Annotated in this window: 22 protein-coding genes; 7 read left to right on the forward strand and 15 right to left on the reverse strand. The window is 73.6% G+C overall.

All coding sequences use genetic code 11. The annotated features are described in order from the left end of the window. Nucleotide 1: 1 nt before the first annotated feature. Nucleotides 2–1,084, reverse strand: a complete 1,083-nt coding sequence (locus ABFY03_RS04900) for a substrate-binding domain-containing protein (protein ID WP_319012959.1) — start codon at nucleotides 1,082–1,084, stop codon at nucleotides 2–4. Between the two features lie 222 nt (nucleotides 1,085–1,306). Here ABFY03_RS04900 and ABFY03_RS04905 point away from each other — a divergent pair, with 222 nt between their 5' ends. Continuing rightward, the gene (locus ABFY03_RS04905; RefSeq protein ID WP_346169273.1) at nucleotides 1,307–2,860 is read left to right on the forward strand and encodes an FAD-dependent oxidoreductase; all 1,554 of its coding nucleotides are present in this window, start codon (nucleotides 1,307–1,309) and stop codon (nucleotides 2,858–2,860) included. A gap of 96 nt (nucleotides 2,861–2,956) precedes the next feature. Here ABFY03_RS04905 and ABFY03_RS04910 read toward each other — a convergent pair whose 3' ends face one another. Next, complete coding sequence (locus ABFY03_RS04910) at nucleotides 2,957–4,075, reverse strand: carboxylate-amine ligase (RefSeq protein WP_346169274.1); 1,119 nt, start codon at nucleotides 4,073–4,075, stop codon at nucleotides 2,957–2,959. Between the two features lie 174 nt (nucleotides 4,076–4,249). On the opposite strand from ABFY03_RS04910, the gene ABFY03_RS04915 reads away from it, so the two are divergent. Continuing rightward, nucleotides 4,250–4,897, forward strand: a complete 648-nt coding sequence (locus ABFY03_RS04915; RefSeq protein WP_319012962.1) for a UdgX family uracil-DNA binding protein — start codon at nucleotides 4,250–4,252, stop codon at nucleotides 4,895–4,897. Between the two features lie 30 nt (nucleotides 4,898–4,927). Here the strand turns inward: ABFY03_RS04915 and ABFY03_RS04920 are convergent, their stop codons facing one another. The 8 genes from ABFY03_RS04920 to ABFY03_RS04955 all read right to left on the reverse strand — a co-directional run bounded on the left by ABFY03_RS04920 (nucleotide 4,928) and on the right by ABFY03_RS04955 (nucleotide 10,862). Then, nucleotides 4,928–5,944: a DNA topoisomerase IB gene (locus tag ABFY03_RS04920; RefSeq protein WP_346169275.1), complete on the reverse strand. Its 1,017-nt coding sequence runs from the start codon at nucleotides 5,942–5,944 to the stop codon at nucleotides 4,928–4,930. Further along, nucleotides 5,941–6,858 (reverse strand): non-homologous end joining protein Ku, encoded by a 918-nt coding sequence (ku, locus tag ABFY03_RS04925; RefSeq protein WP_346169276.1) that lies wholly within the window; start codon nucleotides 6,856–6,858, stop codon nucleotides 5,941–5,943. The genes ABFY03_RS04920 and ku overlap by 4 nt, the downstream gene beginning before the upstream one ends. 40 nt (nucleotides 6,859–6,898) lie before the next feature. Beyond that, entirely contained in the window at nucleotides 6,899–7,135 is a 237-nt protein-coding gene (locus ABFY03_RS04930) for a DUF6213 family protein (protein ID WP_346169277.1), read from the reverse strand. Further along, the gene (locus ABFY03_RS04935) at nucleotides 7,132–7,626 is read right to left on the reverse strand and encodes a universal stress protein (protein ID WP_319012966.1); all 495 of its coding nucleotides are present in this window, start codon (nucleotides 7,624–7,626) and stop codon (nucleotides 7,132–7,134) included. The genes ABFY03_RS04930 and ABFY03_RS04935 overlap by 4 nt, the downstream gene beginning before the upstream one ends. Then, complete coding sequence (locus ABFY03_RS04940; RefSeq protein ID WP_346169278.1) at nucleotides 7,623–7,823, reverse strand: MerR family transcriptional regulator; 201 nt, start codon at nucleotides 7,821–7,823, stop codon at nucleotides 7,623–7,625. The genes ABFY03_RS04935 and ABFY03_RS04940 overlap by 4 nt, the downstream gene beginning before the upstream one ends. Before the next feature lie 42 nt (nucleotides 7,824–7,865). Next, entirely contained in the window at nucleotides 7,866–8,621 is a 756-nt protein-coding gene (locus tag ABFY03_RS04945) for a carbonic anhydrase (RefSeq protein ID WP_386723781.1), read from the reverse strand. 155 nt (nucleotides 8,622–8,776) lie between these two features. After that, nucleotides 8,777–9,496 (reverse strand): potassium channel family protein, encoded by a 720-nt coding sequence (locus ABFY03_RS04950; RefSeq protein ID WP_319012968.1) that lies wholly within the window; start codon nucleotides 9,494–9,496, stop codon nucleotides 8,777–8,779. Further along, the gene (locus ABFY03_RS04955) at nucleotides 9,489–10,862 is read right to left on the reverse strand and encodes a TrkH family potassium uptake protein (protein ID WP_346169279.1); all 1,374 of its coding nucleotides are present in this window, start codon (nucleotides 10,860–10,862) and stop codon (nucleotides 9,489–9,491) included. The genes ABFY03_RS04950 and ABFY03_RS04955 overlap by 8 nt, the downstream gene beginning before the upstream one ends. A gap of 385 nt (nucleotides 10,863–11,247) precedes the next feature. Here ABFY03_RS04955 and ABFY03_RS04960 point away from each other — a divergent pair, with 385 nt between their 5' ends. Continuing rightward, nucleotides 11,248–13,104, forward strand: coding sequence for an NAD-binding protein (locus ABFY03_RS04960; RefSeq protein WP_346172203.1), 1,857 nt, complete (start codon nucleotides 11,248–11,250; stop codon nucleotides 13,102–13,104). Nucleotides 13,105–13,122: 18 nt separating this feature from the next. Here ABFY03_RS04960 and ABFY03_RS04965 read toward each other — a convergent pair whose 3' ends face one another. The 4 genes from ABFY03_RS04965 to ABFY03_RS04980 form a co-directional block, all read right to left on the reverse strand. After that, complete coding sequence (locus ABFY03_RS04965) at nucleotides 13,123–14,169, reverse strand: LacI family DNA-binding transcriptional regulator (protein ID WP_319012970.1); 1,047 nt, start codon at nucleotides 14,167–14,169, stop codon at nucleotides 13,123–13,125. Between the two features lie 110 nt (nucleotides 14,170–14,279). Further along, nucleotides 14,280–15,113: an ATP-binding cassette domain-containing protein gene (locus ABFY03_RS04970; RefSeq protein ID WP_346169280.1), complete on the reverse strand. Its 834-nt coding sequence runs from the start codon at nucleotides 15,111–15,113 to the stop codon at nucleotides 14,280–14,282. Continuing rightward, nucleotides 15,110–16,105 (reverse strand): ABC transporter permease, encoded by a 996-nt coding sequence (locus tag ABFY03_RS04975; protein WP_319012972.1) that lies wholly within the window; start codon nucleotides 16,103–16,105, stop codon nucleotides 15,110–15,112. Before ABFY03_RS04975 ends, ABFY03_RS04970 begins: the two co-directional genes overlap by 4 nt. A gap of 90 nt (nucleotides 16,106–16,195) precedes the next feature. Further along, nucleotides 16,196–17,206 carry a sugar ABC transporter substrate-binding protein gene (locus ABFY03_RS04980; protein WP_319012973.1) on the reverse strand — a complete coding sequence of 337 codons (1,011 nt, stop codon included), beginning with the start codon at nucleotides 17,204–17,206 and terminating at the stop codon, nucleotides 16,196–16,198. Between the two features lie 307 nt (nucleotides 17,207–17,513). Here ABFY03_RS04980 and ABFY03_RS04985 point away from each other — a divergent pair, with 307 nt between their 5' ends. The 4 genes from ABFY03_RS04985 to ABFY03_RS05000 all read left to right on the forward strand — a co-directional run bounded on the left by ABFY03_RS04985 (nucleotide 17,514) and on the right by ABFY03_RS05000 (nucleotide 22,064). Next, nucleotides 17,514–18,485 carry a carbohydrate kinase family protein gene (locus ABFY03_RS04985; RefSeq protein WP_346169281.1) on the forward strand — a complete coding sequence of 324 codons (972 nt, stop codon included), beginning with the start codon at nucleotides 17,514–17,516 and terminating at the stop codon, nucleotides 18,483–18,485. 298 nt (nucleotides 18,486–18,783) lie between these two features. Next, on the forward strand, nucleotides 18,784–21,339 hold the full coding sequence (locus ABFY03_RS04990; protein ID WP_346169282.1) for a GH32 C-terminal domain-containing protein: 2,556 nt from the start codon (nucleotides 18,784–18,786) through the stop codon (nucleotides 21,337–21,339). 299 nt (nucleotides 21,340–21,638) lie between these two features. Beyond that, nucleotides 21,639–21,803, forward strand: coding sequence for a hypothetical protein (locus ABFY03_RS04995; protein WP_319012976.1), 165 nt, complete (start codon nucleotides 21,639–21,641; stop codon nucleotides 21,801–21,803). Between the two features lie 12 nt (nucleotides 21,804–21,815). Continuing rightward, nucleotides 21,816–22,064 (forward strand): hypothetical protein, encoded by a 249-nt coding sequence (locus tag ABFY03_RS05000; RefSeq protein WP_346169283.1) that lies wholly within the window; start codon nucleotides 21,816–21,818, stop codon nucleotides 22,062–22,064. Between the two features lie 75 nt (nucleotides 22,065–22,139). On the opposite strand, the gene ABFY03_RS05005 is transcribed toward ABFY03_RS05000, so the two are convergent. Next, nucleotides 22,140–22,532, reverse strand: a complete 393-nt coding sequence (locus tag ABFY03_RS05005) for a winged helix-turn-helix transcriptional regulator (protein ID WP_319012978.1) — start codon at nucleotides 22,530–22,532, stop codon at nucleotides 22,140–22,142. Nucleotides 22,533–22,625: the final 93 nt, after the last annotated feature.

Genomic DNA, 22,625 nt, shown 5'->3' on the forward strand with positions numbered 1-22,625 from the left:
GTCACTCCAGCCCGGCTTCCTTGCAGGCGTCGGCATAGGCGGGCGTGCAGATCTCCTGGACCGTGTACAGCCCGTCCTTGACGACCGTGTCCTTGATGTTCTCCTTGTCGACCACGACCGGGGTCAGCAGCGTGGCCGGCACCTTCTGGCCGCTGCCGCTGGTCACGGTGGTGGGGGTGAGGTCGGCGGGAAGCGGCTTGCCCTCGGCGAGGTTCACGGCCATGGTGGCGGCGATGTCTGCTTCGGGCTTGTACGGCTTCTCGATGGTGATCGTCTGCGTGCCCAGCAGAATGCGCTGGATGGCGTCGAGTTGGGCGTCCTGGCCGGTCAGCGGCACGTCCATGCCGGCCGCCTTGAGGGCGGTGGCGATGCCGGCGGCCAATCCGTCGTTGGCCGAGTAGACGCCGACGATCTCGTCCTTGCCGAGCGCGCTGATGGCACCGGACATCTGCTGGTTGGCGTTGTTCGGGTCCCAGTTGGGGGTGTCGTACTCCTTGCCGATCTTCACCTTGCCGTCGAGGACGGAGTGCGCGCCGGCCTTGAACTCGGCGGCGTTCGGGTCGGTGGGCGAGCCGTTGTGCATGACGATCTGGCCGCTCTCCGCCTTGTCGCCGAGCGCGTCGAGCAGCGCCTTGCCCTGGAGTTCGCCGACCTTGCGGTTGTCGTACGAGACGTAGGCGTCGACCGGGCCCTGGGCCAGACGGTCGTAGGCCACGACCTTCACGCCGGCCTTGTTCGCCTTCTCGACGGAGGACTGGATGGACTTGGCGTCCACGGCGTCCAGGATCAGCACCTTGTCGCCCTTGGCGAGCGCGGTGTTGACCTGCTGTTGCTGGGTGGTCGCGCTCTCGGCCGCGTTGTAGTAGTCGATCTGCGCGTCCGGGGCGAGTTCCTTGATCTTCTGCTCGATGTACGGCCGGTCGAACTTCTCGTACCGCGTGGTCTTGCTCTCCGGCAGCAGCAGTCCGATCCGGATGTCCTGCCTGGCCTGCCCGGGCGACGAGCCCGTCGCCGTCGCCACCACGCCGAGGGACAGGGCCATGGTCGAGGCCACCGCTATCGCGCCTCGCAGTGTACGGGTCATCGGAGGCTCCTTCCGCGCGCCTCGACCCGCACCGCGGACCACGAGACCGCGGGGGCACGGGCGCACCTTCGGCCTATCTCTCGACACTAGCCCCAACGCGGGGGCCGGACCATCCGGCCGCGGGCCCCGGCGGGCGCGGACCGTCCGTGACCGGGCGGGCCCGGCGCGGGGGCGGCGGGATCGGCGCCGCATCAGGGCGGGCCGCCCGGGCAGACGCCCGGCATGAACGAACGCGTGGAGACAGGTGACTCGTACTGGATGCGGACGGCCTCGCTGCCGTCCTTCGGACCGCTCAGGGGGGAGGCGGAAGCGGACGCGGTGGTCGTCGGCAGCGGCATCGCCGGCCTCAGCACCGCGTGGGAACTGGCCCGGGCGGGCCGGAGCGTCGTCGTGCTGGAGGCGGACCGGCTGGCGGGCGGCGTCACGGGGCACACGACGGGCAAGCTCACCGCCCTGCACACCACCGCCTACCACGGCCTGCGGGAGACGCACGGCGAGGACGCCGCACGCCGGTACGCGGCGTCCCAGAGCGCCGCCCTGCGGCACGTCGTCGACACCGCCGGGGAGCTCGGCATCGACTGCGCGCTGGAGCGACGCCCGGCCCTCACCTACTGCCAGGAGGCCGACGGCGTCGAGGCGCTGCGCGCGGAGGCCGCGGCGGCGCGCGCGGCCGGCCTCGACGCCTCCTTCGTCACCGAGTCGGGCCTGCCGTTCCCCGTCGCGGGCGCGGTCCGGGTGGAGGAACAGGCGCAGTTCCATCCGCTCGCCTATCTGGGCGGTCTCGTCGACGCGCTCGTCGTGCGCGGCGGCCGGATCCACGAGGGGACCCGTGTCACCGGCCTCGACGAGGACGGCGACGAGCCGCGTCCCTGCCGGCTCACCATCGACACCGGGGCCACCGTCTCCGCCCGGCACGTCGTGGTGGCCACCCACCACCCGGTCCTCGACCGCACACTGCTCGCCGCCCGGCTCACCCAGCACCGCGACCTGGTGATCGCCGGGAGCGTGCCGGCCCGCCTCGACCCGGAGGGCATGTACATCACGAAGGAGGGCGGCAAGCGGTCCGTCCGCACCGCGCCGCTCCCGGACGGCAGCCGGCTCCTGATCGTCACCGGCGAGGTGTTCCAGCCCGGCACCGGGCAGGACACCGAGGCCGGGTACGCCCGCCTGGAGGACTGGGCCGGACGGCACTTCCCCGGCTTCGCCCTCACCCACCGGTGGGCGGCCCAGGACAACGCCGCGACCGACGACCTGCCGCTCATCGGCCGGATGCCGGGGCGCGGCGGGAACGTCTACGTCGCCACCGGCTTCGCCGGATGGGGCATGACGGGCGGCGCCCTGGCCGGGATGATCATCGCCGCCCTCGTCGACGGCGCGGAGGACCCGTGGGAGGGGCTGTACGACCCCGGCCGCGTCGGCTCGGTCCTCCGTACCGCCCCGGAGCTCGCCAAGGCCCAGTGGGACACCGTCAAGCACGCCGTCAAGGACCGGCTGGACAGCCTGGGCGACGCCGCCGAGGCGGTGCGCGCCCTGCGCCCGGGCGGCGGGACCGTCGTCCGCTCCGGCGGCCGGCCCTGCGCCGTGCACCGTGACGACCGGGGCGGGCTGCACGCGGTGTCCGCCGTCTGCACCCACCTCGGCTGCCTCGTCGCCTTCAACCCGGCCGAGCGCACCTGGGAATGCCCCTGCCACGGCTCCCGCTTCGGCACCGACGGGCGGATCCTGCAGGGGCCCGCGCTCCAGCCGCTGGAGCGGATGGACCCGGAGGAGCTGTGAGCCCTCCGGAGCCCGGCCGCGCGGCTGAGCGGCCGGGCTCCGCGGCGTCTCGTCAGATCGCCGCGTCTCGTCGGATCTCGGCTCCGGCGCGGCTCGTCAGATCCGCATGGTGTCCGCGGCCAGCGCGTCGACCACCGCGCTGAAGCATCCGTACCGGTGGAGGACGGCGCGCTGCCGTGCGGCGCCGCCGCCGTCCTCGCGGATCCGCCCCCACTGCTCCCGCGCCCACTCGATGTCGCCGGTCGCGTCGAGACCCGGCCGGGCGAGGTCGATCAGGTCGTCCAGGAGCTCCGCCGCCGGCCGCTCCCGGCCGTCCACCGGGTCCAGACCGATGCCCGTGATGCCCTGCGCCGCCGCGAGCCGGTGCGCCCGGAGCAGGCTCCCGCGCGGGACCCGGGGCGGCGGCTCGTCGGCGTCGACGCGGGGAAGCAGGGTGGCGGCGAGCCCGCGCACCAGGATGGCGAGCAGCACCACCGTGTCCAGTTCCGCGTTGGCGTCCGCGACGCGGATCTCCAGGGTCGGCACGTGCTCGGAGGGCCGGGCGTGCCAGTACACCATGCGGTTGTCGAGCAGGGTGCCGTCCCCGACCAGCCGGGCGACGTGGGCGAGGTACTGGGCCTCGTCGAGGACCGGCGTCGGGCCGACGGTCGGCCACCGGGCGTGCTCGACGGCCCGCCAGCTCTGGTAGCCGGTGTCGCGCCGCCCCGCGAAGGGCGAGTTGCCGGCCAGCGCCTGGAGCACGGGCAGCCACGGCCGCACGTGCTGGGCCAGCGCGAGGGCGCGCCCGCGGTCGAGCGTGCCGACGTGGACGTGGCAGCCGCAGACGAGCCCGTCGTCGCGCGCGACCCCGTCGGCGCGGGTGACGAGGGGCGCGAACCGCCGGGCCATCAGCCGGTACCGGTCGGAGTCCGTCACCGTCAGCGGCTCCTCGGGCGGCAGGACGGGCGTGCCGCAGGCGACCGTCAGACAGCGGACGTCCCGCGCCGCCGCGCCCACCACCGTACGCAGCCAGGAGAGTTCGTCGCCCAGGTCACGGCGGTCCGCGGTGGCGCGGGTGCAGATCTCGACCTGGGCGTTGAAGAACTCCGCCTGGACCTGCTCGCCGAGTGCGCGGCCGGCCCGCCGGATGACCTCCGGCGCCCGGTTGACCGGGGCCCGGGTCACGCGGTCGACCAGGACGAACTCTTCCTCGACACCCATCGTCAGGATCTTCATCGCGGGCTCCTCGCCTCGGCGCGCGTCTACCCGCCCGGGGGCCCGCCATGCCGGGGGCCGCGCACCCGCCAGGGGCGCGTCCGGGGGTTTCCGGCGGGCCTGCGGGGGCAGGCGCGGGCACGTCGGCGGCGCCGCCGTCTTCCGGGGTGCGGGTCCGCCGCGAGGAGGTGCGCGATGACCGGTGCCGGGCAGCGGGAGGCCGCGTACGACGCCACGCCGTATCTGCCGGACCGGGGCGGGCTCCCGGCCCACCGGAGGGCCGCGGCCGGCTGCCGGGGCTGCCCGCTGTACCGGGACGCGACCGGGACCGTCTTCGGCCGGGGCGGGACGGGGGCGCGGCTGATGCTGGTCGGCGAGCAGCCGGGCGACCAGGAGGACCGGGAGGGCGCCCCCTTCGTGGGGCCCGCCGGCCGGCTGCTGTTCCGCGCTCTGGCCGAAGCGGGGATCGACGAGGACGACCTGTACGTCACCAACGCGGTGAAGCACTTCAAGTTCACCCGTGAGGAGACCGGCAAGCGCCGCATCCACAAGGCGCCGAGCCTGCGCGAGACGCTGGCCTGCCGGCCCTGGCTGGAGGCGGAACTGCGGCTGGTGTCCCCCGAGCTGGTGGTCACCCTGGGGGCGACCGCGGGCCGTGCCCTGCTCGGCCCGTCCTTCCGCGTCGGCACCGACCGGGGTGTGCCGAGGCCGCTGCCCGGCGACGAGAACGGCACCCGGGTGCTCGCCACCGTGCATCCGTCGGCCGTGCTGCGCTCCCCGCGCCGCGAGGAGATGTACGCGGGCCTGGTCGCCGACCTGCGGACGGCGGCGGACGCGCTGTGACCGCCCCGGCCCGGTCTCCCGGGTGGCCGCTCAGGTGAGGAGGCGCAGCACCGCGCGCTCCACGGCGCCGCGGGTGGCCGGATGCCCGTAGCCGCCGTCCTCGCCCAGGCGCCGCAGCGCGTCGGCGACGGTCACGCCCTCCTCGAAGCGTTCGATGACGAGCGGGTCGATGTAGGAGGCCCGGCACACCGCCGGCGTGTTCCCGAGGTACTCGCTGACCTCGTGGACGGCCCGGCGGACCGCCTTGGCGCGGGCCGTCCGGGACCCGTCCGCCACCGGCGCCGAGACGGCGAGCGCGACGGCGGCGAGGACGGTGGCGTGCCAGGTGCGGAAGTCCTTGGCCGTGAGGGGCCGCCCGGCCTTCTCCCGCAGGTAGCCGTTGAGCTCCTCCGCCCGCAGGTCGTGCCAGGCGCCGCCGTGCCGGTACGCGAACAGCCGAGGGCCGCCGCCGCGCCGCGCCAGCAGCGCGCGGACGACGCGGTAGGTGGGCTCGTCCACGAGCGTGCGGTGCTGCCGGCGGCCCGACTTCGCCGGATAGCGGAGGCAGATCTCCCCGCGTGCGCAGGTGGCGTGCTCGCGGAGCAGGGTCGTGAGGCCGTACGAGGCGTTGTCCCGCAGGTGGCGTTCACCGCCGATCCGGAAGAAGCCCAGGTCGAGGAGGCGGGCCGCGCAGGCGAGGACCCGGTCCCGGCAGAGTCCGCGCAGGGCGAGGTCGTGGGCGACGGCCCGGCGCAGCCGGGGCAGCCCGCGGGCCGCCTGCCGCACGTGCGCGTGCTTCGCCTCCTCCTGCCGGCGCCGGAACTCCTCGTGGTACAGGTACTGCCGCCGGCCCGCCGCGTCCGTCCCGACGGCCTGGATGTGCCCGTTGGGCCAGGGGCAGATCCAGACGTCCCGCCAGGCCGGCGGGATCACGAGCGCGACGACCCGGGCCCGGTCCTGCGCGGCGAGGGGCGCTCCGGCGGTGTCGAGGTAGCGGAAGCCGCGGCCGTGGCGGACGCGCCGCCAGCCCGGCTTGTCCACATCGCTCGTCCTGAGTCGCGGGCTCATGCGGCGAGGGCCTCGATGAGCTCGTCGCGGGTCATCGAGGAGCGGCCCCGGATCCCGGCGGCGGAGGCCCGGTCGTACAGCTCGGACCTGGTGAGGTTCCCGAGCTCGCCGCGCTGCCGCGGACGGCCCCGCCCGTCGCCCCGGGCCTGCCGCACGCTGGCGCGCAGGGCGTCCATGAGGTCGACGACGTTCGTGGACCCGGAGGGGGGTTCGGCCTTCTCGACGGTCTCGCCGGACCTCTTCGCCTCGACGAGGGCGGCGACCTTCTCCTGGAAGGTGTCGTGGTAGGCGTCGGGGTCCCAGTCGATCGTCATCGCCTCGATGAGCTGCGCGGCCGTCTTCCGCTCCCGGTCGGTGGTCCTCGGCCGGCCCGGCAGGGTGTCGATCTCCTCGCGCGGATCGCGGATCTCGTCGGCCCAGTGCAGGGTGTGGCAGGTCAGCAGCCCGTTCTCGGCCTTGACCGCGACCAGGTACTCGCGCTGCCGCATGACGAAGGTGGCGATGCCGGCCCGGTTCGCGCGGGCCAGGGCCTGTTCGAGGAGCCGGTAGATCTTGCCGTGCTCCTTGTCGGCCGGGCCGAGGTAGTACGTCCGGTCGAAGAAGATCGGATCGACCTCGTCGAGGTCGACGAAGCCGCTGATCTCCAGGACCTTGGAGCGGCCGGGCGCGAGGGCGTCGAGTTCGCCGGGCTCGACGAGCACGTACTCGTCCCCGGTGTCGTAGCCCTTGACGATGTCGTCGAGGTCGACCTCCTCGCCGGTGCGCTCGTTCACCCGGCGGTTGCGGATCCGGTCCGAGGTGCCGCGCTGGAGCTGGTGGAAGCGGATCGTGTGGTGGTCCGTCGCCGTGTACAGCCCGACCGGCAGACTGACGAGGCCGAAGGCGAGACTGCCTTTCCACACCGGCCGTGCCATCTCCGCTCCGCCTCCCCGGGCCGCCGCCGGCCGCTCCCGGTCAGTCCTCGTCCTCGCGCACCGGCATGAGCGCGATGCATTCGGCGTCGATGTTGTCGGCGACCTCGGTCAGCGCTCCCACCAGGGCGGCGACCGTGTCGGGCGCGAGTTCCGAGTCCTCGGCCTCGGCGGACTCGATCCACAGGGCGGCGAGACGCCTCAGCAGCTCGGTCACCTCGTCGGCGGGCAGCAGCAGATGCCCGTCGGGGAGTCTGAGGAAGGAGGTCGTCACCTTCATGGGTTCACCTCCGCGGGTGCGGTGCGGGCGGATCGGGCCGTGGTGCCGGGAGCGTCCTCGCGGACGATCACGACGGGGCAGGAGGCGTGCACGGCGCACTGCTGGCTGACCGAGCCGAGGAGCAGACTGGCGAAGCCGCCCCTGCCCCGGCTGCCGACCACGAGCAGCTCGGCGCCGGCGGACGCCTCGATGAGCACCTCGGCGGGGTTGCCCCGGACGACGTGCTGCTCCAGCGGAGGCATGCCGTCGCCGGTGGTCAGCACGGCCCGCAGCTCCTCGGCCAGCGCCTCGCGTGCCTGCTGCTCGTCGAAGGCGGCGTCCACGGGCGGCGCGGACCAGCCGGTCGCGCCGGGGACGTCGTAGACCCCGAGGACCTCCAGGACCGCCCCGGTGCGCTCGGCGTGGCGGACCGCCCACCGCAGCGCCGCGTACGAGGAGGCCGAGCCGTCGACTCCGACGACCACGCGGGGAGTGCCGTCGCTGACGTTCATGATCGCGCCCCTTCCCGCTCGCGTGTCCCCTCCCCCTCGTACCGCCTACCCGCCCCCGGGGCCCGTACGCGTGCGGGGGCGGCCCCGTCGTCCCGGCTCCGCTCACCCAGCCCCCGGTCGCCGTAGAGCCGCAGGGCCTCGGGGCTGAGCCTGGTCGTGGCCGCGAGCTCCCCGATGGTGATCATGTCGTTGGGCACGCCGCCACCGTGCCCGCTGCCCTTGGGGAAGGGGCAAGTCCGTCAGCGGATCAGGTGCACCGCCTGGCTGGTCAGCTCGTACCGGGCTCCGACGACGCCGAGCCGTCCCGTCGCGATCCTGGCCGACAGGTCGGGCTCCGCGGCGAGCCGCGCCCGCACGAGCCGTATCTGTGCGGTGATGGCGGCGTCGACGCGGGCGGCGCCCTCCAGCGAGTGGTCGATCACGGGCTTGATCTGGTCGGCGACGAACCGGATGTGCGCCGGCAGCGTCGCACCGGTCTCGTCCGCGTGGACGGCCGCGGTCACCGCCCCGCACGCCTGGTGCCCGAGGACCATCACCAGCGGGATGTCGAGCTCCAGGACCCCGTACGCCACGCTGCCGAGCACCGCCTCGTCGAGGACCTCGCCCGCGGAGCGGACCGTGATCAGGTCGCCCAGGCCCTGGTCGAAAACGAGTTCCGGCGGGACCCGGGAGTCGATGCAGCCGAGGACGACCGCGAACGGATGCTGGCCGGACACCAGCGCGTCGCGCACGGCACGCGTCTCGTGGGGATGCCGCTCCCGCAAGACCTGCCAGCGCCGGTTCCCGGCGCTCAGCTCGCGCAGCGCCTCGTGGGGGGTGGCGGGCCGGGGCCGCCGCCGCGGCACCGCCGCCGCGTCCGGCGAGTCGAGGGCCCAGGCCCCCGCGGTCACGGCGGCGGCCCCGCCGACGGCGGTGCGCAGCAGTCCGCGGCGCGAGGCGGCGGCCCTCCGCGGGGCGCCGGGCACGGGGGTTTCGGTTTCCGGAGAAGTGGTCACTCCAGGAACGTAGGTCCGAGCCCCGCGGCCGCCGGCCCGTTTACCGAACGCACGCGGTCTTTTGGGTCTCCTTTGAACCGGCCCGCCGCGCGCGGCCGGGCGCCGCGCACGCCCGGCGGCCGGGCGCCGCACCTGCTCGGTACGGACGCACGTGCCTACGGCAGTTCGGTGAACGCCTCCACGGCCTGGGTCTTGCCGGTGACGACGAGGATGTCGCCCTTCTCGACGACCGTCTCGGCGGTGGCGTAGGTGAAGTCCTCCCCCGGGCGCTTGATGCCGACGACGGTGACGCCGTGCCGGCTGCGGACCTGGGACTCGCCGAGCGGCCGGCCGGTGGCGCTGCCCGGCGCGACGGTCTTGACGAGGGCGTAGTCGTCGTCGAACTCGATGAAGTCGAGCATGCGGCCGGTGACGAGGTGGGCGACGCGTTCGCCCATCTCGTGCTCGGGCAGGACGACGTGGTGGACGCCGAGGCGTTCGAGGATCTGGCCGTGCCGACGGCTGACCGCCTTGGCCCAGATGGTGGGGACGCCGGCTTCGAGGAGGTTGGCGCTGATGAGGATGCTCGCCTCGATGGAGCTGCCGATGCCGACGACGGCGCTGGTGAAGTCGTGCACGCCGAGCTGGCGCAGGACCTCTGGGTCGGTGGAGTCGGCGACGGCGGTGTGGGTGAGGGTGTCGCTGTACTTCTGGACGATCCGGGCGTCGGTGTCGATGCCGAGGACGTCCCAGCCGCGGCGCATCAGCTCGTTGGCGAGCGAGTAGCCGAAGCGGCCCAGGCCGATGACGGCGACCCGCTGGTCCGCGGGAGCCTTGTGCGGTTGGGTGAGCCGCCGCCGGCGGCGCCGGCGCAGGTGGTGCAGGAAGTCAGCCAATGACGGGTCGCTCCTCGGGCAGTTCGTACCGTCGCGTGCGTTCGCGCAGCGCGAGCGCGGAGACCAGGGTGATCGGGCCGATGCGGCCGATGAACATCAGGGCGACGAGGACGAGCTGCCCGATGCCGGGCAGCTCGGCGGTGATGCCGGTGGAGAGGCCCACGGTCGCGAAGGCCGAGACGACCTCGAAGATCACCGCTTCGAACGCCGCCTCGCTCACCGAGAGCAGCGCCAGCGTGGCGGCCATGACCAGGCCGACGCCGAGCAGGGCGACGGTCAGCGCCTGGCGCAGCACCTGCGGGGCGAGGCGGCGGCCGAGGACGACGGAGTGGGTCTCGCCGCGGACCTCGGCGAGGATCGCCGCGGCGAGGACGGCGAAGGTGGTGACCTTGATGCCGCCGGCGGTGCCCGCGCTGCCGCCGCCGACGAACATGAGCATGCACGTCATCAGCAGGGTGGAGGCGTGCAGGGCGCCGATGTCGAGCGAGTTGAAGCCGGCGGTCCGGCTGACCGCCGAGTGGAAGAAGCTGTCGAGGAGCTTGCCCCCCACGTCGTGCGCGCCGAGCGTGGCGGGGTTGGACCACTCCAGCAGACCGGTGAGCAGCGTGCCGATCGCCAGCAGGGCCGCGCTGGTCGCGACGGTGAGCTTGGTGTGCAGGGTCCAGTTCCTCCGGCCGGTGGTACGGGCCCGGTGGCGGTGCCGCAGTGCCTCCAGCAGGACGGGGAAGCCGATGCCGCCGAGGATGACGGCGACCGCGATCGGCAGGATGATCCAGGGGTCCTGGGCGTAGCGGGTGAGGTTGTCCGCGTGCAGGCCGAAGCCCGCGTTGTTGAACGCGGAGACGGCGTGGAAGAGGCCGAGGTAGGCCGACGTGCCGATCCCCTCGCCGTACCCGAAACGGATCCGCAGGGCGAGGACGGCGCCGACCGCCAGCTCCACCATCAGCGTCGTCCCGGCGACCCCCAGCAGCACCCGGCGTACGTCGCCGATGCCGAGGCTCTTCGTCTCGGCCTGCACCGTCAGCTGCAGCCGGAGGCGGAGGCGGCCCGAGACGAGCAGGGCGAGTATCGAGGCCAGGGTCATGATGCCGAAGCCGCCGATCTGGATGAGGGCCAGGATCACGCCCTCGCCGAAGCCGCTCCAGTACGTGCCGGTGTCCACGACGGCCAGACCGGTGACGCAGACGGCGGAGGTCGAGGTGAACAGGGCGATCAGCGGGCTGGTCGCCGCGCCGTCCTGGGCGGCCGCCGGGAGCATCAGCAGCACGGTGCCGAGTGCGACGGCGCCCGCGAAGGAGAACACGACCGTCCGGGCCGGGTGCGCGGAGAAGAACGTGCGTGCTCGCTGACGCGCCGCGGTGGTCAAGGCGACGGTCTCCTTCCTGTCGGCTCCTCCTCCATGTCGGCGACCCGTCAGAAAGGCGACAGAAACGTCGATACGGGGCGTCACCCTACCCGTGACCCCGGCGCGGACCGAGCACCTTCCCGCACCGCGGGCATGCCGTCGTCGCACGTCGCCCCGGGGGCTGGTGGCCGCGTTCCGGCCGACCGTACGAGCACGGCACCGGAAGCGCACGGAGATTGCCCGGCACGGGCAGTGAACCCCCGCGCGACGCCGTGGCATCATCCGCCCGGCGGCGGCGAGGACGCCGTGCGGTGCATGATCGGGCGGACACGGAGCGACGTCACGGGGGAGGAACATGACCGCGGTGCCCCACCAGGGACAGGCGCAGGACGGCACGAGCGGCCACATGGTGGTGTGCGGCGACGACGGGCTCGCCCGCCGGCTCGCCATCGAACTGCGGGAGGTCTACCGCCAGCGCGTCGTCCTCGTCGCGCCCGCCGCCGAGGCCGAGGAGCAGGCGGCGGATCCGAGCGCGGCCGGCCACGACAGCCTGAGCGGGGGCGTGGTCCTGCCCGTCCGGGTGGAGACCGCGGCGGCGCCCACCCCCGCGGTGCTGCAGCGCGCGCGGGTGGACCGGGCCGCCGCGCTGGCGCTGATGTACGAGGACGACGAGACGAACCTGCGGGCCGCGCTCGCCGCCCGCCGGCTCAGCCCCGGGATCAGGCTCGTGGTCCGCATGTACAACCGCAAGCTCGGCCAGCACCTGGAGGAACTGCTCGACCAGGCGGCCCTGGTGGCGCTGCCGGGGGCGGACCGTGCGGTCCTGGACGCCTCCACGACGGTGCTGTCCGACGCGGACACCGCCGCGCCGGCGCTGGTGGCCACCGCGATCGCCGACACCAACAAGGTCGTCCAGGCCGACGGGCTGCTGCTGCGGGCCTCCGAACGGCCGGTTCCCGGCCGGGGCGAGGTGCCGGATCCGGGCCTGTGCACCCTGGCCCTGCTGTCGTCCACGGCCTCCGAACCTGCGGGCTTCGAGGGCTCGGACGCGGGATCGGCGCCCGGCCCCGAACTGCTGCCCGACGACCGCGCCGTCCTCGGCGGCGCGGCGCGCGGCACCGTGGTCCTGGAGGCGGTCCGGCACGCGGGACCCGCGCTGCCCGCCCGGCGGCTGGCCCGGCGGGGCGCCCCGCTCGGGGAGGTGTTCTCCAGCCGGCTGCGGTGGGCGCTCGCCGGCATCGTCGCCGCCGTGGTCACCCTCACCGTCACCTCGACGGCGCTCACCGACGCGGATCCGCTGCACGCCGCGTACCTGACCCTGCTGGACCTGTTCTCGATCAACGACCCCGCGGTGGACGAGCCGACCACCCGTCAGGTCCTGCAGCTCCTGTCCGGGCTGGTGGGTCTTGCCCTGCTGCCGCTGCTGGTGGCCGGCGCCCTGGAGGCCCTCGGTACGTTCCGTACCGCCGGATCCCTCCGACGGCCGCCCCGGGGGCTCTCCGACCACATCGTGCTGCTGGGCCTCGGCAAGATCGGCACCCGCGTGCTTGCCCGGCTGCGCGAGCTCGACATCCCGGTCGTCTGCGTCGAACAGGACCCGGACGCCCGCGGTATCGCGCTCGCCCGCGACCTGGGCGTGCCCGTCGTCCTCGGCGACGTCACCGAGGACGGCGTCCTGGACGCGGCCCGTGTCCACCGCGCCGCCGCGCTGCTGGCCCTGACCAGTTCCGACACCACCAACCTGGAGGCCACCCTCGCCGCCCGGGCGCTCAAGGACGATCTGCGGGTCGCGCTCCGCCTGTACGACGACGACTTCGCCGCCGCCGTCTACCGCACCCTGCGCTCCGCCCATCCGCAGGCGGTCACCCGCAGCCGCAGCGTCTCCCACCTGGCCGCCCCCGCCTTCGCCGGCGCCATGATGGGGCGTCAGATCCTCGGCGCGATCTCCGTCGAGCGCAAGGTCCTGCTCTTCGCCGCCCTCCCGGTCGCCGGCCACCCCCCGTTCGAGGGCCGCACCGTGTCCGAGGCCTTCCGCCCCGGCTCCTGGCGCGTCCTGGCCCTCGACACCGCGCGCCCGGAGGCCCGCCATCCCGACCTCGCCCACACGGGCCGCGACGAACAGCCCTCGCTCCTGTGGGACCTCCACCCCGGGCACGTGCTGCACCCGCACGACCGCGTCGTCATCGCGGCCACCCGCCGCGGGCTCGCCGAACTCCTCGGCCCCGCCCCGCACGGCCACGCGGTGGCCGACGGCTCCCGATAGGGGCGGGCGCCGAGGAGGTCAGCCTCCGGTGTGCCGCCCCAGGTCGCCGGCGTGGTGGGGCAGGTCGCTCGAACCCCTGACCACCAGCCGGGTGGGGACCATGTGGGTGCGGGCGCGGGTCCGGTCGCCGTCCAGGCGGGCCAGGGCGGTGCGGGCCGCGGTCTCGCCGATGGCAGCCGGGTCCTGGGCCACGACGGTCAGGGCGGGTTCGAGGACCTCGGCGAGCGGCAGGTCGTCGAAGGCGACCAGGGCGACGTCCTTGCGGCCCGCGCGGGTGAGCTGCGCGACGACCCCGAGGGCCATGATGTTGTTCGCCGCGATCAGGGCGGTGGGGGGCTGCGGCCGGGCGAGGAGGGCGGTGGTCTCGGCGGCGGCCTCCTCCTGGGTGTGGGCGCCGCTCACCAGGGCCCGGTCGTAGGGCAGTCCGGCCTCGGCGAGCGCCGAGCGGTAGCCGGCGAGGCGTTCCCGCCGGGTGTAGAGGTTGGCGGGGAGGTCTCCGATGAATCCGATACGGCGGTGGCCGCGGGCGATGAGGTGGGAGACGCCCTCGTGGACGCCCGTACGGTTGGAGCTGACCACGCAGTCGGCGGACAGTCCGACGCCCGGGCGGTCGAGGAACACCACCGGAAGGCCGGCCGCGCGGGGCGCCTTGAGGTGGCTGTGGTCGGCGCCGAACGCCGGGACGACCATCAGCATGCTGACGCGCCGGGCGAGGAACGTCTGGATCAACGCCCGTTCGCGGTCCGCGTCTTCGGCCGACGACCCCATGAGCAGGGTGAGCCCGCGGGCTCGAACGACGTCCTCGATGGCACCGGCCACGGTCCCGAAGAACGGGTTGCCGAGGTCGGGCACGACCAGGCCGACGGTGGTGTCCGGGCCCCCGACACGGATGTTGCGGGCCATCAGGTTGGGCTGGAATCCGAGCTTCGCGACCGCGGCGAGCACCCGCTCGCGGGTCTCGGGCGAGCTCGGACCGTCCTCGTTGAGGACCCGGGACACCGTCTTGGCGCTGACGCCCACTTCCCTGGCGACATCGGCCAGTGTGGGGCGGCGGTTCGCGGCCATGTACCACCGTTCCTGTGCGTTCGTCGGGCCCTGCACCTCCCGGGGGCCGGGCCCGCTGTCCTGACTGCGCGGCGACCCCTGAGGCCGGTGCGGCGCCGGGCCGCGGCGGCTCAGTGGGCGGACACGCCCGCTGCCTGGGCGGCGTCCGCGTCGGCAACGACCGTACCTCCATCGTCGCTCACCCTGAGCGCCCCGGTCATGATGGCGACGACCTCCGCCATGGAGTGGTCGGACGGCTTGATCAGCGCCTCCCGGCGGCCGAGCCGGTGGATGTGGATGCGGTCGGCGATCTCGAAGACGTGCGGCATGTTGTGGCTGATCAGGACCACCGGCATGCCCTTGTCGCGGACGCGGCGGATCAGGTCGAGGACCTGCCCCGACTCCCTGACGCCGAGCGCGGCGGTGGGCTCGTCCATCACGACGACGCTCCTCGCCCAGGCCACCGACCGCGCGACCGCCACGGCCTGGCGCTGGCCGCCGGAGAGCGTCTCCACGGGCTGCGTCAGCGACCGCAGTCCGATCTTGAGGTCGGCCATGTGGGCCGCCGCCTCCTGCCGCATGCGCTTCTTGTCGAGCATGCGCAGCGTGCTGCCGAGGAAGCCGGGCCGGCGCAGCTCGCGGCCGAGGAACATGTTGGAGGCGATGTCCATGGAGGCGGCGACGGCCAGGTCCTGGTAGACGGTCTCGATGCCGTGCTGCCGGGCGCTCTGCGGTCCGGTGAACCGGATGGGTTCGCCGTGGAGCCGGATCTCGCCCGCGTCGGGGGTGAGCGCGCCGGTGAGGGCCTTGATCAGGCTCGTCTTGCCGGCGCCGTTGTCGCCGATGACGGCGAGGACCTCGCCGGGCAGCAGGTCGAAGTCGGCGCCGTCGATGGCGGTGACATGGCCGTACCGCTTGACCAGGCCGCGGGCCTGGAGCACGGGGGTGACGTCGGCGGTGCTCATCGTGCCTTCCTCCGGGAGATCTGGTCGACGGTGACGGCCAGGATCACCAGCACGCCGGTGATCAGGGTCTGGTAGATGGAGGCGACACCCATCAGCTGGAGGCCGTTGCGGAACACACCGACGATGAGGACGCCGATGAAGGTGCCGAGGACGGCGCCGCGGCCGCCGAAGAGGCTGGTGCCGCCGAGGACGACGGCGGTGATGCTGTCCAGGTTGTCGGTCTGTCCGGCCTGCGGGTCGCCGACGCCGGTGCGGGAGATCAGGAGCAGTGCGGCGATTCCGTAGACGAGTCCGGCCAGGGTGTAGAGGCCGACGGTCAGCCGGGAGGTGCGGATGCCGTTGAGGCGGGCGGCCTCGGGGCTGTTCCCGAGCGCGTAGACGTGCCGGCCCCAGGCGGTGCCGCTGAGGGCGTAGGCGAAGAGCAGGAAGAGGGCGATCGTGACGAGCGAGCCGTAGGTGATGTCGGTGTTGCCGAGCGGGAAGGTCTCGCCGAGGGCGGTCAGCGGCCCGGGGAGGTCGGTGACCGTCTGCTCGGCCGAGTAGATGTGGGTCAGGGCGAACGCCACGTTGAGCATGCCGAGGGTGACGATGAACGGCGGGAGCGGGATCAGCTGCACGAGCAGGCCGTTGACCAGTCCGAAGCCCGCGCAGACGGCCAGGCCGAGCGCGATCGCCACCAGCGGGGGCAGGCCGCCCTCGGCGGCCGTCTTGGCGATGACGATGCTGCCGAACGCCATGACGGCGCCGCACGAGAGGTCGATGCCGGCGGTGAGGATGATCAGGGTCTGGCCGATGGCCAGCGTGCCCACGACCATGACCTGCTGGACGATCAGCGAGAAGTTGCCACCGGAGAGGAACTGGTCGGTCGTCAGGGAGAAGAAGACGCAGGCCAGCAGGAGGGCGACGAGCGGGCCCGTGGTGGGGGTGGCGAGCAGCCGGCGGACCGTGCTCGGTCCTTTCAGCTGGTCGTAGGGCAGGGTTGTGGCAGTCATGGTGGTCCTTGCCGGTGTGTCGGTGGTCGGCGGAGCGGGGTTCTTCAGGGGCCCGGAGGTGCTTCCGCGGCGCGCCCTGCTGCCGGGGGCTCAGCCCCAGCACTTCTCCAGGCCGTACGCGGTGTCCTCGGCCTCGACGCCCGGCTGGGCCGCGTCGGTGATGAGCGTGACGCCGGTGTCGGTGTAGCCGGACGCCTTCGTGCCGCCCTTGGCGAAGTCGGCGACCGCCTTGACGCCCCGGGAGGCCATCTGGAGCGGGTACTGCTGCGAGGTCGCCGCGATCTTGCCCTCCTTGACGGCCTTCGTGCCGGTGCAGCCGCCGTCCACGGAGACGACCAGCACCTTCTTGTCCAGGCCCTTCGCCTTCAGCGCGGTGTGGGCGCCCAGGGCGGCCGGCTCGTTGATCGTGTAGACCACGTTGACGTCCGGGGCCTTCTGGAGGCAGTTCTCCATCGCCGTCTGTCCCTTGGCCTGGTCGCCGCCGGTGTCCTGCATGCACACGACCGAGGGGTCGCCCTCCGCGATGCCGAAGCCCTTGAGGAAGCCCTGGTGGCGCTGCGCGCCGACCGCGACGCCGGGCGCGAGGTCCAGGGTGGCGATCTTCGCCTGCCTGCCGGCCATGGCGGCCTTGGCGTACCGGCCGATGAGCTCGCCCGCCTTGACGTTGTCGGTGGCGAAGAGGGCGTCGGTGGCGTCCTGCGGCTGGGTCGGGCTGTCGAGCGCGATGACCAGGACGCCCTTGGCGCGCGCCTTCTCCAGGGCGGGGACGATCGCCTTGGAGTCGTTGGGCGTGATGAGGATGCCCTTCACCCCGGAGTTGACCATGTTCTCGATCGCGGTGACCTGGCCCGCGTTGTCGCCGTCGAACTTCCCGGCGGCGCTGACCAGTTCGACGCCGTTCTCCTTCGCGGCCCGCTCGGCGCCCTCCTTCATCTTCACGAAGAACGGATTGGTGTCGGTCTTGGTGATCAGCCCGACCTTGGTCCCGCCGCCGGAGCCGCCCTGCGCGCCGGCGCCGCAGGCCGTCAGGGTCAGCGCCGAGACGGCGGCGAGGGCGGTGAGGCCGGCGGAGGCGCGGAGGGTGCGGTTTCTGCGAAGCATGCTGGTCTCCTGCTGGGCGAGAGCGGAACGGCCGCGCGGATCGAAGGGCGGCGGCGCGAGGAACTGCTGCTGTCGTAAGGCTGGTGAAGCGGCGTCACGGCGGTGTCATCGTTGACCGATGTCATCGTTGACACCGCTTGCGGAGGATGATGAACTCCATCACCCGGAAACGTCAATGCCTTGACGCCGTCACAGAACGGCAACGCCGCCCGCACCGGGACCCACGACGAGAGCGACGCTCTCCGTGACCCTCCGCGACCCCCGCGCACGCAGCCCTTCCGCCCTGCCCACCTGGAGAGAACGAGTCATGCGCCTGCCCCTCGTCACCGTCCTCGGCGAATGCGTCGCCGACGCGTTCACCGCCCCCGCGACCGCGCCGGGCGAGCTCGCCCTGCGGGTCCTGCCGGGCGGCGGCCCGGCGAACACGGCCGTGGCGCTCGCGCGGCTCGGCACGCCCGCCCGCTTCCTGGCGCGGCTGTCCGACGACGTCTTCGGCCGGCTGTTCCGCGGCCACCTGGAGAGCTCGGGCGTCGACCTCTCGGCCGCCGTACGCGCGACCGAGCCCAGCACACTGGCCGTCGCCGAACTCGACGCCCAGGGCCGGGCGGAGTACTCCTTCCACGCCCGGGGAACCGCCGACTGGCAGTGGACGGCGGACGAGCTCGCCGTGACGGACCTCGCCACGACGGCCTGCCTGCACTCGGGCTCCCTGGCCCTGGTGCGCGACCCCGGCGGCCCGGTCGTGGAGGACTTCCTCGCCCGCGCCTCCGCCACCGCCACGATCTCCCTCGACCCGAACGTCCGGCCGCTGCTCGTGGCACCCGAGGTCTACCGCGCCCGCCTGCCGCGCTGGTGCGCGCTCGCGGACATCCTCCGGCTCAGCGAGGACGACCTGGGGCTGCTGCTGCCCGGGTGCACCATCGAGCGGGCCTGCGACGTCTGGCACGCGGCGGGCGTCCCGCTGGTCGTGGTCACCCGCGGCAAGCACGGCGCGGTCGCCTCGCTGCACGGCGAGCGGATCGTCGTGCCGGCGCCGCCGGCCGACGTCGTCGACACCGTCGGCGCGGGCGACTCGTTCACGGCGGGGCTCCTGCACCACCTCGGCGCCCGGGGCCTCCTCGGTGGACGGCTGACCGGCCTGAGGGTCGACGACGTCTTCGACGCCTGCGTCTTCGCCGCCCACGTGGCGGCGCTGACCTGCGGCGCCGTCGGGCCGAACCCGCCGTGGGCCGAGGAGTTGCGCCTGCCGGCGCCCATGGCCGGACGTGCCGCCCGCTGACCCTCCGTTCGGCCGCCAGCCGACCCGCCGGTCGGCCGCCAGCCGACCCGCCGGTCGGGCCGCGCGCCGACCCGCCGGTCGGGCCGCGCGCCCGGGCGAACTCCGTCCGGGCCATTGACGCGCCCCCCGGAGCCCGCCCATCATCACTCCCCAGCGGATGTCATCGCTGTCACATGTCAACGATGACACCACCCTTTCCGGGTCGCCCCACCACCCGGCACCGCGCATCCCCCGGCGTCGTACGACCGCAGCGGACGCGGACGCGACGCCGCACGCCGCCCCCAGTGCAGGAGAAACCATGAGCCGAGCCCCCGCACGCCGTCGTGGACCGCTGCGCCTCGTCGCCGCCGCCGCCGCGACCTGCGCGCTCACCGTCACCTCCGCCGCCCCGCCGGCGTCGGCGGAGGACAGCCGGCCGTACACGGAGACGTACCGGCCCCAGTTCCACTTCAGCCCCGCGAAGAACTGGATGAACGACCCCAACGGACTCGTCTGGTTCAAGGGCGAGTACCACCTCTTCTACCAGTACAACCCGAGCGGCGACACCTGGGGGAACATGTCCTGGGGCCACGCCGTCAGCAAGGACCTGGTGCACTGGCGGGAACTCCCCCTCGCCCTCCCGCACGACGACGAGGAGATGGTCTTCTCCGGCAGCGCCGTCGTCGACCACGGCAACACCACGGGATTCGGGACCCCGGAGAACCCGGCGATGGTGGCCGTCTACACCAGCCACTCCAAGGACGACGGCAAGCAGGCCCAGTCCCTGGCGTACAGCACCGACCGCGGCCGCACCTGGACCAGGTACTCCGGCAACCCCGTGCTCGACATCGGCTCGAAGGAGTTCCGCGACCCCAAGGTCCAGTGGTACGCGCCCACCAGGAGCTGGCTGATGACGGTCTCGCTCTCGACCGAGCACAAGGTCCGGTTCTACTCCTCCAAGGACCTCAAGACCTGGACCCACCTGAGCGACTTCGGCCCGCGGAACGCGGTGGGGGGTGTCTGGGAGTGCCCGGACCTCTTCCCCCTGCCCGTCGACGGCGACCCCGGACGTACCAAGTGGGTGCTCGTCGTCAACCTCAACCCCGGGGGAATCGCGGGGGGTTCGGCCGCCCAGTATTTCGTGGGCGACTTCGACGGCACACGGTTCACGCCCGACGACGACGGCTCCTACACCCCGCCGCCCGGCGTGGTGGTGCAGGACTTCGAGGGGTCCGGCTACGGCACCTGGGGAACGACCGGCACCGCCTTCGGCGACGGGCCCGTTCCCGCGCCCGCGCCCGGGACGTCGGGGACGAGCGGCGCCGAAGGCAGGGGACTGGCCGACAGTTTCCACACCGGCGACCACGAGACCGGCACGCTCACCTCACCGCCGTTCACCGTCACCAGCCCTTACCTCAACTTCAAGGTGGGCGGCGGCCGCCACCCGCACGTCCCCGGTGCCGTCCCGGGCGACGCGCCCGCACCGCCGGGAGAGGTCCTCGCCGACTTCGAGCAGGACGGCTACGGCTCCTGGACGGCCACCGGCACCGCCTTCGGCGACGGGCCCGCGGCCGGCACCCTCCCCGGGCAGCACCCGGTGTCCGGACACGAGGGCTCCGGCCTCGTGAACACCTTCCTGGGCGGCGACGCCACCACCGGCACCCTCACCTCCCCCGACTTCACGATCACCGCGAGGCACCTCAACCTCCTCGTCGGCGGCGGCAACCACCCCTCCGGGGCCGACGCGCCCACGGCCGTCCGGCTCGTCGTCGACGGCAGGATCGTCCGGAGCGCCACCGGCACCGACTCGGAAGAGCTCAACTGGGTCTCCTGGGACCTCGGCGACCTCGCGGGCCGCACCGCGCGCGTCGAGGTCGTCGACGAGAACACCGGCGGCTGGGGCCACATCCTGCTCGACCAGGTGATGCTGTCGGACACCCCGGCACGGCCCCGCTCGACGGAGACCGCGGTCAACCTCCTCGTCGACGGGAAGGTCGTCGCCAGCGCGACCGGCGCGGACAGCGGAACCCTGGACTGGGCCTCCTTCGACCTCCGCGCCCACCAGGGCGAGCAGGCCGTCCTCCAGATCGTCGACATGAACAGGGCCGGCTGGGGCCATGTGATGGCCGACCACTTCGTCGCCGCCGACCGGCCGGCCACCTCGGCCGTCCAGCGGGCCGACTGGGTCGACCACGGCAAGGACTACTACGCCGCCGTCTCCTGGGAGGACGCCCCGGACGGCAAGCGCCGCATGATCGGCTGGATGAACAACTGGCAGTACGGCAACGCCGTCCCGACCTCCCCCTGGCGCGGCGCGCAGAGCGTCCCGCGCGAGATGGCGCTGCGCACCGTGAACGGCCGGATCCGGCTCACGCAGCGGCCCGTGCCCGCCGTGGAGTCGCTCCACGGCCCGTCCGTCGGGGTGCGCGACCTCGGGATCGCGGAGGGCTCCGTGCCGCTGGCCGGCGGCCGGGCCGACGGCGCGGCGCTCGACATCCGGGCCACGTTCACCCTCGCCGACGCCGAGCGCTTCGGGTTCACGGTGCGGACGGGCGAGGGGCAGGAGACCGTCATCGGTTACGACCAGGAGACCGGGGAGCTGTACGTGGACCGGAGGCGTTCGGGCGCGGTCGACTTCCACGGCGACTTCCCCGGCGTCCAGCGCGCACCGCTGACGGCCAGCAACGGCAAGATCGAGCTCAGGATCCTGATCGACTGGTCGTCCGTCGAGGTGTTCGGCGGCGAGGGCGAAGCCGTGATCACGGACCAGATCTTCCCCAGCCCCGACAGCGACGGCATCCGGCTCTTCGCCGAAGGCGGCACCGCCCGCCTGGACAGCGCCAGGGTGTGGCAGATGCGGTCGTACCGCGACTGACCCCCGTTCCGCCTTGCCGGCGTGGCGCCGGCGCCGGCACCGACGCCGGTGCCGGCGCCACGCCGGTTCCGGCTCCGACGGCAGAAAGGGGACCGACCTGCTCACCTGAGGTCACTCCCAAGGACGTCGTGGTGACGCCTCCTTCCGCCGTCCACCCTGACGGCGGCGGAGCCGCGGCCGGTGGCCGGGTGGCGGCGAGGCCGAGGAGCGGAACCGCCGCGAGCAGCAGCCACGGGGCAGCCGCGCGAGCACGCCCTCATCACCCTCCACACCCTCCACATCCACCGGGCACACCCCGCATGAGCACCGACTCCCTCGGCCGCGACCTCCTCGCCCGCCTGGGCCACGGCGCCCTGCGCAACGCCGTCCAGCGTCTGCCCACCACCGTCCTCGTCCTGGCAATCGCTCGGCTTCCTCGGTCTGCCGGAGCCGCCGCTGCCCGCTCCCTGCGCACCGTTCCGTAGGATCCCCTGGTGATGTCCCGTTCTCTCTTCACCTCGCGCCGCCGCACCGCCGTCGTGCTCACGGTGACAGCCGCTGTCGTCGCGTTCGGGTCCTGGGCGCTCTGGCCGGTCCAGGATTCGGCGTGCGTCGTGTACTCCGGGTCCTACGTCCCCGCGAACGCCTCGCAGGCCGAAATCGACGCCGCCGTACGGGAGTCGTACGACAAGGCCGTCGCCGCCGGCGCGTGCGGCCCCAAGCGGCCGCGCTTCTCCTCCTGGTAGCGGTGAGGCCCGTCCGGTCGTCACCGTGGGCCGGCGGGACGTCTCCTCGCCCGCCGTTCGGTCGGACGGCCCCGGTCAGTCCACCGGGAGGGCCCGGCGGGCGGCGACACGGTCCTGGGAGGCCAGGACCGTGTCCGCGTACCGGGCGGCCCAGGTGCCCATCGCGCGGATGGGCACCAGCAGGGCGAAGCCGGCCTCGGTGAGGGTGTAGTCGACGCGGGGCGGCGCTTCGGAGTACCGGCGTCGCTCCACCAGGCCGTTGTACTCCAGCCGTCGCAGGGCGTCGTTGAGCACCTTGGGGCCGATGCCGCCGATCCGGTCCAGCAGGGCGCGTGGGCGCATCGGACCGTTCTCGCCGAGGACGAACACCACGACGCTGTCCCACCGGTTCGCCAGCACTTCGAAGGCGACGCGGGCCCGGCAGTCCGCCGCGAACACGTCGCCCCCCAGCTCCTCGTGCTCTCCCATGCGTCCATCCTGCCCGGTCGACGCACACCATGTGGTGCGTATCGACTCCCCTAGCGTCCACGGCATGACGTCCCACGACACGAACACATCGGG

The sequence above is a fragment of the Streptomyces roseofulvus genome, from assembly GCF_039534915.1.
GTDB classification, from domain to species: domain Bacteria; phylum Actinomycetota; class Actinomycetes; order Streptomycetales; family Streptomycetaceae; genus Streptomyces; species Streptomyces roseofulvus.